At 54.7% G+C, this 14,102-nt stretch carries 14 protein-coding genes; 6 read left to right on the plus strand and 8 right to left on the minus strand.

The annotated features are described in order from the left end of the window. Positions 1-408 precede the first annotated feature (408 nt). The 6 genes from K0T92_RS04330 to K0T92_RS04355 form a co-directional block, all read right to left on the minus strand. On the minus strand, positions 409-1,371 hold the full coding sequence (locus K0T92_RS04330; RefSeq protein WP_219871215.1) for an aromatic acid exporter family protein: 963 nt from the start codon (positions 1,369-1,371) through the stop codon (positions 409-411). 70 nt (positions 1,372-1,441) lie between these two features. Then, positions 1,442-1,942, minus strand: coding sequence for a hypothetical protein (locus K0T92_RS04335; protein WP_219871216.1), 501 nt, complete (start codon positions 1,940-1,942; stop codon positions 1,442-1,444). Positions 1,943-1,986: 44 nt separating this feature from the next. Next, positions 1,987-2,808, minus strand: a complete 822-nt coding sequence (locus tag K0T92_RS04340) for an ABC transporter permease (RefSeq protein ID WP_219871217.1) — start codon at positions 2,806-2,808, stop codon at positions 1,987-1,989. 4 nt (positions 2,809-2,812) lie between these two features. After that, positions 2,813-3,592: an ABC transporter ATP-binding protein gene (locus K0T92_RS04345; RefSeq protein WP_219871218.1), complete on the minus strand. Its 780-nt coding sequence runs from the start codon at positions 3,590-3,592 to the stop codon at positions 2,813-2,815. Positions 3,593-3,620: 28 nt separating this feature from the next. Beyond that, positions 3,621-4,622 carry an ABC transporter substrate-binding protein gene (locus K0T92_RS04350; protein WP_219871219.1) on the minus strand — a complete coding sequence of 334 codons (1,002 nt, stop codon included), beginning with the start codon at positions 4,620-4,622 and terminating at the stop codon, positions 3,621-3,623. A gap of 148 nt (positions 4,623-4,770) precedes the next feature. After that, positions 4,771-6,285 (minus strand): carboxypeptidase M32, encoded by a 1,515-nt coding sequence (locus K0T92_RS04355; RefSeq protein WP_219871220.1) that lies wholly within the window; start codon positions 6,283-6,285, stop codon positions 4,771-4,773. 125 nt (positions 6,286-6,410) lie between these two features. Between K0T92_RS04355 and K0T92_RS04360 the strand changes: the two genes are divergently transcribed. Next, the gene (locus K0T92_RS04360) at positions 6,411-6,728 is read left to right on the plus strand and encodes an iron-sulfur cluster biosynthesis family protein (protein WP_219871221.1); all 318 of its coding nucleotides are present in this window, start codon (positions 6,411-6,413) and stop codon (positions 6,726-6,728) included. Between the two features lie 114 nt (positions 6,729-6,842). Then, positions 6,843-7,424 carry a beta-class carbonic anhydrase gene (locus K0T92_RS04365; protein ID WP_219871222.1) on the plus strand — a complete coding sequence of 194 codons (582 nt, stop codon included), beginning with the start codon at positions 6,843-6,845 and terminating at the stop codon, positions 7,422-7,424. Between the two features lie 473 nt (positions 7,425-7,897). Here K0T92_RS04365 and K0T92_RS04370 read toward each other — a convergent pair whose 3' ends face one another. Beyond that, complete coding sequence (locus K0T92_RS04370) at positions 7,898-8,440, minus strand: DUF309 domain-containing protein (RefSeq protein ID WP_219871223.1); 543 nt, start codon at positions 8,438-8,440, stop codon at positions 7,898-7,900. A gap of 133 nt (positions 8,441-8,573) precedes the next feature. Here K0T92_RS04370 and K0T92_RS04375 point away from each other — a divergent pair, with 133 nt between their 5' ends. From K0T92_RS04375 to ytxJ, 4 genes are all read left to right on the plus strand, one after another. Further along, a complete protein-coding gene (locus tag K0T92_RS04375) occupies positions 8,574-8,993 on the plus strand; it encodes a hypothetical protein (RefSeq protein ID WP_219871224.1) in 420 nt (139 codons plus the stop codon). A gap of 5 nt (positions 8,994-8,998) precedes the next feature. Continuing rightward, positions 8,999-9,277, plus strand: a complete 279-nt coding sequence (locus K0T92_RS04380) for a YxcD family protein (RefSeq protein ID WP_219871225.1) — start codon at positions 8,999-9,001, stop codon at positions 9,275-9,277. 142 nt (positions 9,278-9,419) lie between these two features. Continuing rightward, positions 9,420-11,336 (plus strand): glycosyl hydrolase family 18 protein, encoded by a 1,917-nt coding sequence (locus K0T92_RS04385; protein WP_219871226.1) that lies wholly within the window; start codon positions 9,420-9,422, stop codon positions 11,334-11,336. A gap of 116 nt (positions 11,337-11,452) precedes the next feature. Next, the gene (gene ytxJ, locus K0T92_RS04390) at positions 11,453-11,797 is read left to right on the plus strand and encodes a bacillithiol system redox-active protein YtxJ (protein WP_219871557.1); all 345 of its coding nucleotides are present in this window, start codon (positions 11,453-11,455) and stop codon (positions 11,795-11,797) included. Positions 11,798-11,856: 59 nt separating this feature from the next. Here the strand turns inward: ytxJ and K0T92_RS24850 are convergent, their stop codons facing one another. Next, complete coding sequence (locus tag K0T92_RS24850; RefSeq protein ID WP_281423104.1) at positions 11,857-13,971, minus strand: hypothetical protein; 2,115 nt, start codon at positions 13,969-13,971, stop codon at positions 11,857-11,859. Between the last annotated feature and the right edge of the window lie 131 nt (positions 13,972-14,102).

Here is a 14,102-nt window from a genome sequence, read left to right on the forward strand (position 1 = left end):
GGTACGGGTTACGGGTTACGGGTTACGGGGTACGGGGTACGGGGTACGGGGTACGGGGTACGGGGTACGGGGTACGGGGTACGGGGTACGGGGTACGGGGTACGGGGTACGGGGTACGGGGTACGGGGTACGGGGTACGGGGTACGGGGTACGGGGTACGGGTTGCGGGGTACGGGTTGCGGGGTACGGGTTGCGGGTTGCGGGTTGCGGGTTGCGGGTTGCGGGTTGCGGGTTACGGGTTGCGGGTTGCGGGTGTGCTGCGCTTGCCGGGCAGCGGCTGTGGGAGCTGCGGGATAACGGCAGTTGTGGGCGTCCGCAGGAACTTTTCGCACCATGCGGCCGCTTTTTAAGCAACCTTCAGTTGCTCCTATCCACTCCCCAGCTGCCCCGCATTTACGTTGCTCGAGATTATTCTTCCCTATGCTTCTTAAGCCGCTTGGCAATATTCAAATACCTTGCAAGCTCGTGCATCAGTTGAAGAATAGCGGCTCGCACCTCGAATTCCTGGCGGCTGGAGGGCAGCGGCATCGCTCTGAACTGCTCCTTGAGCTCCGGCAATTTGCGCTCCACTGCTCCTTCATAGACCTCGGACTTCACATTATCCGCCAAGATATCGAATTGCTCCGCCACCAGCTCTCCCTGCGGCAAGGATTCATAGACGAATGAAAGCTGGACAAGCATCTGCTGAATCGATTCCAGCTGCTGACGGCGCATCTCGAAGTAAGAGGGATAATAATTCCACGCCGTTCTGGCTTGTCCCCACAATCGATTCTCCTGACTCACCTCTGCACGGCGCAGCCCCTGCTCAATCGCCCCATTGGCTTGCAGCAGCTCCTCCCCGTTCCATATTAGCGAAGGATCTCGAAGCGTCTGTCCCATCCGTTGAAAAATATCGGCAAAGCTCTGCTCCGTCTGCTGGCGAAGCAGTGCCAGATTGTTGTCTTCCTTAGGCATATAGAGCATATTAATGACCGTTGCCCAGCCGAGTCCGGTAAGCAGCAGCATAATTTCATTGCTTATAAGGGCGACCGTCACCTCTTCTCTGGCAAAGACGTGGAAGACGATAACCGAGCTTGTCACGATCCCCTCCTTCAACTGCGCACGAGACAAGATCGGGAAGACAAGCAGGATGAATAATGAGATCGTCCATATATGAAATCCCAGCAGTACAAACAGCACCGAAGCGAAAAAAAGCCCCAGCACAGAGGCAACGAATCGGACAAGGGCGCTTCTCAGCCCTTTCATCCGTGTCACCTCAACACCAAGAATCGCCAGCAATCCTGCTGATAGAGGGGTTTCCAGACCGATAGAATAGGCGGTATAGAGGGCGGCAAGCGCCGCCAGGGCGGTTTTGATGACTCGAATTCCCATGATTGGTGACCTCTGCTCATCCGATAGTTCCGGTATTTTCCTCTATCGTACCGTTAGCCTGGACAAGGAGTCAACCATTCACCCTCCGTTTGTGTCCGCCACCTGCTCCTCTGTATCGCGCTTCAAGTTCGTCCGCCACCTGATTCTCTATATCGTACTTCAAGCCGTCCGCCACTGCTCCTCCATATCGCGCTTCAAGTTCGTCCGCCGCCTGCTCCTCTATATCGTACTTCAAGCCGTCCGCCACTGCTCCTCCATATCGCGCTTCAAGTTCGTCCGCCACCTGATTCTCTATATCGTACTTCAAGCCGTCCGCCACTGCTCCTCCATATCGCGCTTCAAGTTCGTCCGCCGCCTGCTCCTCTATATCGTACTTCAAGCCGTCCGCCACTGCTCCTCCATATCGCGCTTCAAGTTCGTCCGCCACCTGATTCTCTATATCGTACTTCAAGCCGTCCGCCACTGCTCCTCCATATCGCGCTTCAAGTTCGTCCGCCGCCTGCTCCTCTATATCGTACTTCAAGCCGTCCGCCACTGCTCCTCCATATCGCGCTTCAAGTTCGTCCGCCACCTGCTCCTCCATAATGTGCTTCGAGATCGGTGCGAGCTGCACGCTCATGGTTTGCGCATGTCTGATCCCATCAATAGTCTTTCGATATAGGTGACGCCCTGATACATTAACGTGGCTACAACAGCTATGAGGAGCAGGCTGGAGAGCACCAGTGTAAAATTAAATACCTGGAAGCCGTAGATCATCAAATAACCGAGTCCCTCCTTGGCAACAAGAAATTCGCCGACGATAACGCCCACCCAGGCGAGTCCCACATTCACCTTCAGCGTGGAGACAATCGTGGGGAAGGATGCGGGGAGGACAACATAGCGGAAGGTCTGCGCCTTGCTGCCGCCGAACAGTGAGATGACCTTGATATAGTTCTGGTCAACCTCGCGGAAGCTATTGTAGATAACCAGCGTCGTTATGATGACGGTAAGCGACAGCGTTGTCGCTACAATCGATATAAATCCGGGGCCGAAACCGACGATGAATACAGGACCGAGCGCTACCTTGGGCAAGCTGTTCAGTACGACGATGAAGGGGTCCAGCACACGGGAGACGAAGGGCATCCACCAGAGCAGGGCGGCAATAGCGGTTCCGAACACTGTCCCTAGTATGAATCCCACCACTGTCTCCAGCACAGTTATGCCAAGATGAGGAAACAGCGAGCCGTCAGCAGCTGTGTTGCAGATCTGGATCAGCAGTTTGCTGGGATAGCTGAACAGCAGCACATCAATCCAGCCTAATCTGCCCGCTGCTTCCCATAAGCCCATCAGCCCGGTCAGCAGCAGCACTTGCGACACCCGTACGGCCCATCTCGTCCGCCTTGCAGCGCTCAAATGCCTTTTGTGAATTTCGTGAATCCAGCTCATGTTCATGCTCATGTCACTACGCCTCCTTTCCCCCGCTAATCTCCAACGCCTCCCAAATCCGGTCAAAAATCGGCTGGAACCCGCTCATTCTGCGCGCTTCCGTGGGCAATGCGCTGCTCATGGCCTCCGGAATCCGAAATGAGCTGAAATATCTTCCCGGATTGCGGGCCAGCACAATAATTCTGTCGCTCATCGCTGCCGCTTCCGCCAGATCATGTGTGACCAGGACGGCAGTCTTGCCTCTTTTCCTCAAGGTTGCCTGCACCAGATCCTCAAGCTGCAGCTTGATGGCCATATCCAGTGCCGAGAATGGCTCGTCAAGCAGCAGAACATCGGGCTCCATCGCCAAGGTTCGGACGAGCGCAGCCCGCTGCCTCATCCCCCCGGACAGCTCATGCGGCATGCGCTTCTCGAACGCGCCCAATCCAAGCTCATGAAGGAGCGAGCGTGTGAATGCGATGCTCTGCTCCGTCTTCCTGCCGCTTAGCTCCAGTCCGATCAGCACATTATCCAGAATCGTGCGCCAAGGGAACAAATAATCCTGCTGCAGCATGTATCCGATTCTAGGCGACGGACTGAGCACCCTCTCGCCCCCCACGATCACTTCCCCCCGGGTCGGCTTCAGCAATCCGGCCAGCATGCTTAGAACGGTTGTTTTGCCACAGCCGCTTGGGCCAACCAGACTAATAAACTCTCCCCGCTTCACCGCGAATGACAAATCCTCTACGGCAAGGGTCGCCCTGCTGTCATTCACATAGACCTGTGTAACCTGCCTCAGCTCCAGAACAGTGTCCATCGCCAGCTCCCCTTCTCCGTCAGACATGTCAGTCTAGCGCATGCTCGGCGAAGGAATTGTTCACGAGCGCATCATGCGCCGGTCTTGCCGCCAGCTCTCCTGCCTCTGTCATGACATCGAGCAAATTATTCCACTCTTCCTCGTCTACGATCGGGTTCAATGCATACGAGCCCTGCTGCTTGTAGCGGTCAATGACTTTGATGGCGATATCGCGATCCGTATCCTTGAAGAACGGGAGAACGGCATCCGCAATTTCTTCTGCGCTGTGCTCCGCTACCCACTGCTGCGCCTTGTAGATCGCATTGGTGAATTTCTGCGTGGTCTCCCCGTTCTCAGCGATATAGCTCCCCTTGCTCATAAAGACAGTATAAGGAAGATGTCCGCTCTCTACCCCGAAGGAAGCAACGACCTTCCCCTTGCCCTCCTGCTCAAAAATCGATGCCTGCGGCTCGAACAGCTGTACATAATCGCCCGTGCCGGAGGCGAATGCAGCCGGTATATTGGCAAATTCAATATTCTGGATCAGCTCAAGATCCTTCTGCGGATCGATGCCATGCCCCTTCAGTGTGAACTCCCCGGCCATCTGCGGCATGCCGCCTTTGCGCTGGCCAAGGAACACGCTGCCCTTCAGCTCCTCCCATTGAAACTCTTCCCCCGCATCGCGCGCCACAAGAAAGGTTCCGTCGGTCTGCGTCAACTGCGCAAAGTTAATAACGGGGTCATCGGCCCCCTGCTGATACACATAGATCGACGTTTCCGAGCCCACCAAGGCGATATCGATGCCCCCCGTCAGCAGTGCCGTCATCGTCTTGTCCCCGCCGAATGTTGTTGTGAGCTCCACATCAAGCCCCTCAGCCTTGAACAAATCCTTGGCCACTGCTACATACTCCGGCGCATAGAATAGCGACCTCGTCACCTCGCCTACCCTGACCTTCACAAGCTGATCTTCACCGCTTTTATTGCCGCATCCCGCCAGCAGAGCGATAATAAGCCCTGCAGCTATTAGAAAAGGCAGTATTCTTCGTTTCATCAGATGTCCTCCTGCTGCACATGTCTTGTATTTCAGCCTATGCAGCGGCAAAGGTTTGGTGAGGAGCAGCGGGCTCTTTTGGGCGCAAAATAAAAGCGGTTTCTCAGAGTGTGAATCCACTTGAGAAACCGCATGGGCTGATCGGGTCTTACAGCCGATAAATATCCTTGTACTTCCGCTCCAAATAAGCGACCAGATAATCGGGATCAAGCGATTTGCCGGTAATGCTTGTTATGAGCTCAGAAGGTGTTCTAAGCTTGCCGTACTGGTAGATTTTATCCGTTAGCCACTCCTTGATCGGGTGAAGCTCTCCGCGTCCGACCATCTCCCACAGAGCAGGCACTTCTCTCTCCATCGTATCGGTAATTTGCGCCGCGTACATGTTGCCGAGCGAATAGGAAGGGAAATAGCCGAAGGCGCCGCCAGACCAATGGACGTCCTGCAGGACGCCGTCGCTGTAGTTGTCCGCCACAACACCAAGATATTCCTTGTACTTCTCATTCCAGATTGCGGGCAGTTCGGAAGCCTTCACACCTCCGTTGAACAGCAGCTTCTCGATCTCGTAGCGAATAATAATGTGCAGGTTGTAGGTCAGCTCATCGGCCTCGATCCGGATCAGCGAAGGACGCACCACATTGGTCGCCCGGTAGAAATCCTCGACAGGCACATCCAATTGATTCGGGAACTGCTTCTGCAGGTCTCCGTAATAGCGGCTCCAGAACGGCTTGCTGCGGCCGATGATATTCTCCCAGAAGCGGGACTGCGACTCATGAATGCCCATGGATGTACCCGTACACAGCGTTGTTCCGATAAGCGCCTTCATGATGTTCTGTTCATAGAGCGCATGTCCGCCCTCATGAATCGTACCGAACAGCGCGCTTGTCACATCCCCCTCCAGATAGCGGGTCGTTATGCGGACATCGCCCGGATTGAGGCCCGTTGCGAAGGGATGGACGCTCTCGTCCAGCCTGCCGGAGCTGAAGTTGAAGCCCATCTGCTCCAGAATGAACAGGCTGAATTGCTTCTGCGCATCCTTTGCATAGGTCTGCTGCAGAAATCCGGTTTCCGGCTGATGCGGCGACGCGGCAATTGCAGCAGCCAGTGGAACAAGCTTCTCGCGCAGTCCTCCGAACACACGGTCAAGCTCAGCTGTTGTCATCCCCGGCTCATAAGCATCAAGCAGCGTATCGTACCGGGTAGCCTTGGGGCCCCACAGATCGATAAACTGGTTCGTATATGTAATGATTTTGTCCAGATAGGGCTCGAACATCGCATAGTCGTTCTTCTCCTTGGCCTCTTCCCAGATCGATTCCGCCTGCGAGGTGAGCACGACATATTCCTGATAGAGCTTGGGCGGGATTTTGATGCTGCGATCATAATCCTTGCGTGTCTCCGTTACTAATCTGCTGTGGATTTCGGTTAATCCCGATATGACCTCAGGCCGCTCCAGCTCCGATAGCCATTCTCCAAGCTCAGGGTCTGTCGAAAGCTTGAACATCTGGCCCGACAGCATGCCAATCGCTTCAGAACGGGCTTCCATGCCATTGCGGGGCGCTCCCGTCCGCAAATCCCAGTAGAGCACACCAAGTGCTTCCTCATAACTTTTAATCTGGCTAATCCGCTCATTGAACCTTTGCAATACATTTTCCGCGCTTGTTGTCATTTGGCTAAATCCACCCTTCCATTATTTTCTTTCTTGCAGACTCTACTTGATCATACTTTTTGCAAAACGTATAATCAACTTTAGCCGGAAATTTACAGCATGAGAGATTGGAGGAGGGAATGAACATGCAATTTACTTTCACCGATTCTGCGGTTGAACAGCTGTCAGGCCTGCTTGAGGACGGTAACCGAAGCCTGAGGCTAAAGTATGATACAGAGGGCTGCGGCTGCGTGGTCAGCGGTGTGCCGGCACTTGAGCTGATTGGAGCGCCTGATGCCGATGACAAACAAGCCGACGGCACGCCTTATGCCGTATGGTATGAGCCGCGTTTTGCAGTATTTTTCGAGCCGAACCTGAGAATTGATTATAACAAGGAGCGCCACTCATTCAGCTTGAAGAGCGACAATCAGATCTACACGAACAACCTGCGATTGGTGAAGTAGCAAGAGCCCCCCTGCAGCCAGCAATAGCTGTATGATGGACGGAATTATTAGTGTACACAGAGAAACCTGCTGAAGAAGCATGAAAGACAAATTTGGATGGAGGCCTATTCATTTATGAACAAACTTGAACAGATCGTAGCATTCAATAAAAGCTTCGTCGAGAACAAAGACTATGAGCCCTACTTGACCGACCGTTACCCGGACAAACGCATGGTCATCGTCACATGTATGGATACCCGTCTTACAGAGCTTCTCCCCAAGGCGCTGAACCTGAAGAACGGCGATGCCAAAATCATTAAAAATGCGGGCGGAATCGTCACTCAGCCCTTCGGCAATATTATGCGGAGCATACTCGTTGCCGTCTATGAGCTTGGCGCTGAGGAAGTCATCGTAATCGGACATTATGAATGCGGAATGACAGGTCTTAATCCGGAGATTGTTATCGATCATATGAAGGAGAACGGCATTAAAGACGATACCATCGATACGCTGATGCATTCCGGCATTAACCTGAAGCGGTGGCTTACCGGCTTCGATAGCGTTCAGGAAAGTGTAGAGAACAGCGTTAATATTATTCGCAATCATCCCCTGCTGCCGCCGGGAACGGCTGTGCACGGCTTCATCATAGATCCTAAGACCGGTGGACTTGATCTCCGGACAGACGGCTACAAGCATTTGAAAGCCAAGCAATCCTGATACCAATAGCGGGGCTGTCCGAAAAATCCACTATCCACTGAGTCAGTCCTATAGATGTAAAAAGATGCTTCCAAAACCACTAAAAAGTGTGGCTGGAAGCATCTTTTTCTTGTATATGAGGTTAGCATCGGCTGGGAGGTTCCCCAGCGCAGCCTTCCCCCTACTCCAAGTGTGGTTTGAAGGCAGCGTGGCGGAGTAAGAAGCCTGCGAATGTGCATGAATTTCGGTTGCAAGACGCCATAATGGCAACATTCCTGCAATCATGCATGAATTTTTGGGGAGAATCGGCCTTTAAGGGGAAATGAAGGTGAAATACCTGCACGTTGGCAGGCATTTCACCTTCATGGGGTTAGAAAAGAGAAAAAACTGCTGTTTCGCATGTTTCGCCCAACTCGCATCTCGCATCGGGAGCTGAAATTTCCTAAACGGACTTTCGAGACAGCCCCCTCTTTCTATAGAGGTCAAGACTCTGTTCAAGGCTGGGCTCTCTGCTGCCGCTTCGTTTCCGCCGAGGCTTGCCGTGCTGCTATAACCTCGCTCCGGTCACGCAGCGTATGCCGGTTCGTCAGCGCTTCGTCTGTGCTGCTGGGCGCTCCCCATACGAGACCGCTTGACTGGCATTCCACCTGGCACCGCCTGACAAGCGAATCATCCGCAAACGGCATATCGGGATCTGCGAATGGCCGCTGCTCCTCGGCCGCAGCCATTCGTTCCGCTATTAGCGGGAGCAGCCTGCCGCTGTCGAGACCGAGCTCTTGCAGCTTTTGCCCGTCTGCAGACAGCCTTGTTAAGCTTTGACGGAACATTTTGACCGCGCCTGCCGTGTTGTTCCTGCGGTGATGATAGGCTCCGACAGCCAGCTGGATCAGCCCTACCCATTGCTCCGCATAACGGTCGCCGGGATGATCCTTCCAATATTCTTCCAATAATTCATGGCATTCAAAATAATCACGTGTTGCGTGAAATTCTATCAGGAATTGTACATACGCCGCTGGATAAAGGTTCTGTGCGTCCATCTATATCCCCCAAATCGGACCCGCTATTCACGGAAGAAGAATGAAAAGTGTAACCTTTGATTATATTAGTCGTAATTGAAGGGAAAGGCAACGCTTAGGCTAGCCCCAAATCAACTGAAGGAGAAATGACATCATGAAAAAGACCCTGTTGCTTCTAATGGCCTTCACCCTATTCGTCGCTTTCAGCGCAGGGGCGGCGGATGCCAGGCCAAGAGGCGGAATCAAGTCCCCCAAGAAAAGCTTTACGCAGACACCCAAGAAGCAGGTTAACGAGAGCAACTCAGGCACGAAGGCTCCCGGTACTCCCGCAGCAGGCACGAAGGCGAATCGCGGCTTCTTCAGCGGAGGCAGCCTGATGAAAGGGCTGATGATCGGCGGAATTGCCGGCCTCTTGTTCGGAGGAATGTTCGCCAATCTCGGGTTTCTCGGCGATTTTCTCGGCCTGCTAATAAACGTGCTGGCGATCTACGTGCTGTTCATAGCCATACGCGGCATTTTCCGATACTTCCGCAACAACCGCAAGCCATCCAATCCGGATGACTGGAGAAGATAGCGGCAATGCGAATTTATACCGACGAAATTATTAATGCGGTCTGTCTGAACATTGCAGGGCGCAAGGGCATCCAGCCCACAGAAGTGGAAGTGCAGCTGTCCTGGGATGAGGAGTACGGATTTACAGCGGAGGTGTGGACACAAGGGCGCAGCCAGTATCTGGTCGAAGCCAATCTGCTGGAAGCGATTGAGCAATATATGTTCAATCAGTATAACCGCCGGGTGTTCCGGTCACAGATTACACTGGATGCGGATGAAGAGTTTTGGGCCGATATAGCGGATTGACGATCAGTCGATCCGTTATTTTTTTTGCCTGCTGATTCATTAGCGATATTATGCAAATTTATGCAATCTTCTTTTTTGCGCAACCGTGCCCTCTCTTAGGCGTCTAATGAGGTAGATTAAGAGAGGAGATGATTCCAGGCACATGCGGCAAAAATGGAGTTTAGTGCTGGCTGTCATGCTGATTCTGCAAGCTTCTATGGCGGTCATCGTGTCGGCAGCAGGCAGCGGGTCGGATCAGACAACGAAATTCCGGGTCTACCAGAATGATAGAGCGGTGAAGGAGTTCGCCACTTCGGCAAGAGCGATCGCCTTTGCCAAGAGCTATCCATACAGTCATGTGGAGCGAATTGAGGGCCGAGGCTGGATATGGGACAATCTCCCCCGCTACAAGGTGTACGAGAATGGCTATTCGACCACAGGCAGGGAATTTGCCACGTTGAATGAAGCCAAGGCGTTCGCGAAAAAGCTGCGGTTCGCCCAAATCCGCGACCTTCAGAAGCCGGGCTGGGTATCCGGCACTTATGCGAATTATGCCATGTATCAAGGAGATAAAACGTTGCCGAACTGGACGTTTGCCACGCTTGCCGAAGCGAAAAATGCAGCCAAGGCGTACAGCAACATACATATCATTGAATTGTCCACCAATCAATGGATATGGGATAACCTTACTGCCGCGCAGAAGCAAGCGCAGCGCAAAGCTGCTCCCGTATACGATATCACCGTGGATGGCGCTACAAGCGGCGGGCCGCTCTACCCTTTCCTGCTCGATGCCATTCGCGCTTCAACGATGCTGCCCGGCAGCTCAGTTGTGAATACGGCTACAGGACGCACCGTTCATATGAACACGCCCTCATTCGTGGTGACACAGAACGGCAAAGCAGTAAAGTCGTTCTACGGCGCGGGCAGCGCAGTCAAATACGCCTCCACTCTGTCCGGTTCGGCTGTAACGAAGGATGGCAGCGAGTGGTGGACGAATGTGCCTTACTTGAAGGTGAAGCAGAATGACCGTATTATCCGCTATTTCCATACCCGCAAAGGGGCAGTAGATTTTGCAAACGGATATAAGAATGCGGTTGTTGCCACCGCAGACGGCCGGGCAATCTGGAACAACAGGCAAGGGCTGATGTATCTGGCATGGAACGGAACCTCCCGCACAGATACGGTTCTGGCTCAGGTCAGCGGAACACAGGGCCTGGATGTTGATTCCCCTACCTGGTTCGAGCTTGCGGATGCAGCCGGAACACTGACTGACAGCTCCGATCCGGCGCTAGTAACAGCGATGAGAACAGCAGGCATCAAGCTGACACCGCTCGTGCACAACCAGTTTGACGCGGGGATGACAAGTGCCTTTCTAAGGGACGAAGCTGCGAAGTCGAAGTTTATTGGGGCACTTGTCGGCAGGCTTGCCGCACTTGGCGTTGATGGCGTCAATCTGGATTTCGAAGCGCTTGCCGGGGGTGACCGGGCTCTGTATACGGCATTTGTCCGCAGCTTGACGGAAGCGGCTCATGCCAAGGGATTGACTGTATCTATCGACCTGCCGCGCGGGGATGTCCTGTGGGATCACAAGACCGCCTATGATCATGCCGCGCTTGCGGGCATTGTCGATATGATTATGATTATGGCATACGATCAGCATTGGAGCGGCAGTGATACAGCAGGCTCTGTAGCCCAGCTGAAATGGGTTGAGGACGGCGTCAAGACCTTCCTGGCTTATGGTATTCCCCGCAGCAAGCTGATGCTCGGCATTCCTTTCTATGTACGGGAATGGCGTGTGGACGCTTCGGGAGCATTGGTCGATAACAAGGCGATAATTATGAAGGAAGTACCCCGCATTATTGCGGAAAATAATGCAAAGGGCGTCTATGATGCCGCCTCAGGACAGACCAAATACTCTTATGCCAAGAATGGCTACACGCATGTATTCTGGGCGGAGACAGCGGGTACTGTGAAGGCGCGAATTGATATTGCTGCCAAGTATGATCTGGCAGGTGTTGCCGCATGGCGTCTTGGCTATGAAAGCGCAGATCTGTGGACCATGATGCTGCAGCAGAAATAGATTGAGGGATGAATTCTGCGGCCGCGTGCTGTATTCTTGAATTCCGTTGTGGTATGATGTTGAAAACTTGTTTCTGCCTATAGAGACAAGCAACTTTCGCGAGAGGGGACATTCATATTTCACAGCTAAAGGAAATTCAAACCATCGAGGAATGGAATGCAGCATTCGAAGCATCCAGCCAACGTCCACTGGTCGTTTTCAAGCACAGCACGACTTGTCCGGTCAGTGCGAACGCATATAGCGAGTTCAGCAATTATTTGAAGACCAGCGCGGCACCGAATGCGGATTATGTGCTGGTTAAGGTCATTGAATCGCGCCCGGTATCGAACCAGATCGCCGAGGATGTAGCCGTCAAGCATGAGTCGCCCCAAATTATTATGGTGAAGGACAAAGCCAAATATTGGAGCGCTACCCACTGGGCAATCACGGAAGAGCATATCCGTGCTGTATTAAACGATTAGTTGACGATGAAGAGCAGCTTGGGAGGAGATTCCCAGGCTGCTCTTCTGCTTCGTTCCAGCTATGCAAGTCGAACAATCGTCATTGTAGCTCCTGCCGAGACGTTGAATCCGCTCGTATTTACAAGTGATAGCGTACTGGCCGGACCCGCCGGAGTGTTAAAAATCGCCGTGCCTGCCGCAGTAGCCTGCAAGCCGCCAAACGGGGAGCTTGAGAAGCTGGCACCACTCAGCACCCCGTTAAGAGACAGCTGGAATTGCGCATTCACATTCGCTGCTATACCTTGAATGCTGTCTACTTCGTATACGACAAGATAGGTTCCTCCGCCTTCTAGAAATACTTGCGTATCTAGTCCCGGTGACCTCGTAATACTGGTTCCATTGATCAGCACGTTCGTATTGAACGGGAATCCGTTGCCCGTTCCTACCGTCGAGAACGTCGCATCGACAAAAGCATTGTTCGCGGTAACCGTCGGACCTGTTGCTCCCGTGGCTCCAGTGGCTCCGGTGGCTCCAGTGGCTCCCGTTGCCCCAGTTGCTCCTGTCGCTCCGGTGGCTCCAGTTCCTCCGGTTGCCCCGGTTGCCCCAGTTTCTCCAGTCGCTCCCGTTCCTCCGGTGGCTCCGGTGGCTCCGGTGGCTCCGGTGGCTCCCGTTCCGCCTGTTGCTCCGGTTGCACCCGTTTCTCCTGTCGCTCCGGTCGCTCCCGTTCCTCCGGTCGGTCCGGTTGCCCCAGTTCCTCCGGTAGCCCCGGTAGCTCCCGTTCCACCTGTCGCTCCCGTGGCTCCTGTTCCACCTGTCGCTCCGGTTGCCCCAGTTGCTCCTGTCGCTCCGGTCGCTCCGGTTGCCCCAGTTCCTCCGGTCGCTCCCGTTCCTCCTGTTGCCCCAGTTCCTCCGGTTGCCCCGGTAGCTCCCGTTCCTCCTGTCGCTCCCGTGGCTCCTGTTCCACCTGTCGCTCCGGTTGCCCCAGTTTCTCCTGTCGCTCCGGTTGCTCCGGTCGCTCCCGTTCCTCCTGTTGCTCCCGTGGCTCCTGTTCCACCTGTTGCTCCGGTAGCTCCCGTTCCTCCGGTTGCTCCGGTAGCTCCCGTTCCTCCTGTTGCTCCCGTGGCTCCTGTTCCACCTGTTGCTCCGGTAGCTCCCGTTCCTCCGGTTGCTCCGGTAGCTCCCGTTCCTCCGGTTGCTCCGGTTGCACCAGTTCCTCCTGTCGCTCCGGTTGCCCCAGTTCCTCCGGTTGCTCCCGTTCCTCCTGTCGCTCCGGTCGCTCCCGTTCCACCTGTCGCTCCGGTGGCTCCCGTTCCACCTGTCGCCCCGGTAGCTCCCGTTCCTCCGGTGGCTCCGGTTGCACCAGTTCCTCCGGTAGCTCCCGTTCCTCCTGTCGCTCCTGTCGCCCCGGTAGCTCCCGTTCCTCCTGTCGCTCCGGTTCCACCCGTCGCCCCGGTCGCCCCAGCTACTCCCGGTTCGCCTTGCTCACCTGTAGCCCCGGTCGCCCCGGCTACTCCCGGTTCGCCTTGCTCACCCGTGGCCCCGGTCGCCCCGGCTACTCCCGGTTCGCCCTGATCACCCGTGGCCCCGGTCGCTCCAGCTACACCTGGGTCACCCCGCTCACCCGTGGCCCCGGTCGCTCCAGCTACTCCCGGTTCGCCCCGCTCACCCGTCGCTCCGGTAGCCCCGGCTACTCCCGGTTCGCCTCGCTCACCTGTCGCGCCCGCTGCTCCGGTAGCGCCTGTCCCACCAACTGCGCCCGCAGACCCTGGAGCACCTGTCGCGCCCTTTGCTCCGCTGACACCTGTGGCTCCTTTTGCACCTGCTGCTCCCGTGGCTCCCTTAGAGCCAGTTGCTCCTGTCGCGCCCGCCAGTCCTCGAAACCCACGCGGCCCTCTTTCTCCTGTAGCTCCAATGTCCCCTTTTGGACCTTTTGCCCCTTTTATCCCTTGTGGCCCTTGTGGTCCGGGAGGACATTTGATACATCGTTTGCTTGGTTTCTTGCGCTTTTTGCAACGTTTACGCTCCGATGGCTTCTTGCATTTCGCACAATAGCAGCCAGTCGATTTTCTTTTGAGTGCAGCTTTTCGGCAGCATTTGCATCGTTTGCGAATGGCAGTTCGTTTCGGCGGGCATTTATTTGTCTCAGGAAGATTCTCTTCCGGTTTATCTATATCGGGTGGACAACTGTCAGCCATGAACTCCCCCCTTCCGATTCAAGGCTCATCGGCTTAATATCCTTCATTAACTTGTCTATTCCAGAGGCGCCTTTACTAAAGTCTATGCATATTCGCACAAATGGCAGCTTGGACGCCAAAAATGGTTACCA

This window comes from Paenibacillus oenotherae, from assembly GCF_019443105.1.
Taxonomy (GTDB): domain Bacteria; phylum Bacillota; class Bacilli; order Paenibacillales; family Paenibacillaceae; genus Paenibacillus_Z; species Paenibacillus_Z oenotherae.

Excerpts from the sequence above, each read along its gene's own strand:
- K0T92_RS04360 (WP_219871221.1), top strand. The coding sequence starts at position 6,411 with ATGCAATTTACTTTCACCGATTCTGCGGTTGAACAGCTGTCAGGCCTG.
- K0T92_RS04375 (WP_219871224.1), top strand. The coding sequence starts at position 8,574 with ATGAAAAAGACCCTGTTGCTTCTAATGGCCTTCACCCTATTCGTCGCT.
- K0T92_RS04340 (WP_219871217.1), bottom strand. The coding sequence starts at position 2,808 with ATGAGCATGAACATGAGCTGGATTCACGAAATTCACAAAAGGCATTTG.
- K0T92_RS04380 (WP_219871225.1), top strand. The coding sequence starts at position 8,999 with ATGCGAATTTATACCGACGAAATTATTAATGCGGTCTGTCTGAACATT.
- K0T92_RS04385 (WP_219871226.1), top strand. The coding sequence starts at position 9,420 with ATGCGGCAAAAATGGAGTTTAGTGCTGGCTGTCATGCTGATTCTGCAA.
- K0T92_RS04350 (WP_219871219.1), bottom strand. The coding sequence starts at position 4,622 with ATGAAACGAAGAATACTGCCTTTTCTAATAGCTGCAGGGCTTATTATC.
- K0T92_RS04370 (WP_219871223.1), bottom strand. The coding sequence starts at position 8,440 with ATGGACGCACAGAACCTTTATCCAGCGGCGTATGTACAATTCCTGATA.
- K0T92_RS04345 (WP_219871218.1), bottom strand. The coding sequence starts at position 3,592 with ATGGACACTGTTCTGGAGCTGAGGCAGGTTACACAGGTCTATGTGAAT.
- K0T92_RS24850 (WP_281423104.1), bottom strand. The coding sequence starts at position 13,971 with ATGGCTGACAGTTGTCCACCCGATATAGATAAACCGGAAGAGAATCTT.
- K0T92_RS04355 (WP_219871220.1), bottom strand. The coding sequence starts at position 6,285 with ATGACAACAAGCGCGGAAAATGTATTGCAAAGGTTCAATGAGCGGATT.
- K0T92_RS04365 (WP_219871222.1), top strand. The coding sequence starts at position 6,843 with ATGAACAAACTTGAACAGATCGTAGCATTCAATAAAAGCTTCGTCGAG.
- K0T92_RS04330 (WP_219871215.1), bottom strand. The coding sequence starts at position 1,371 with ATGGGAATTCGAGTCATCAAAACCGCCCTGGCGGCGCTTGCCGCCCTC.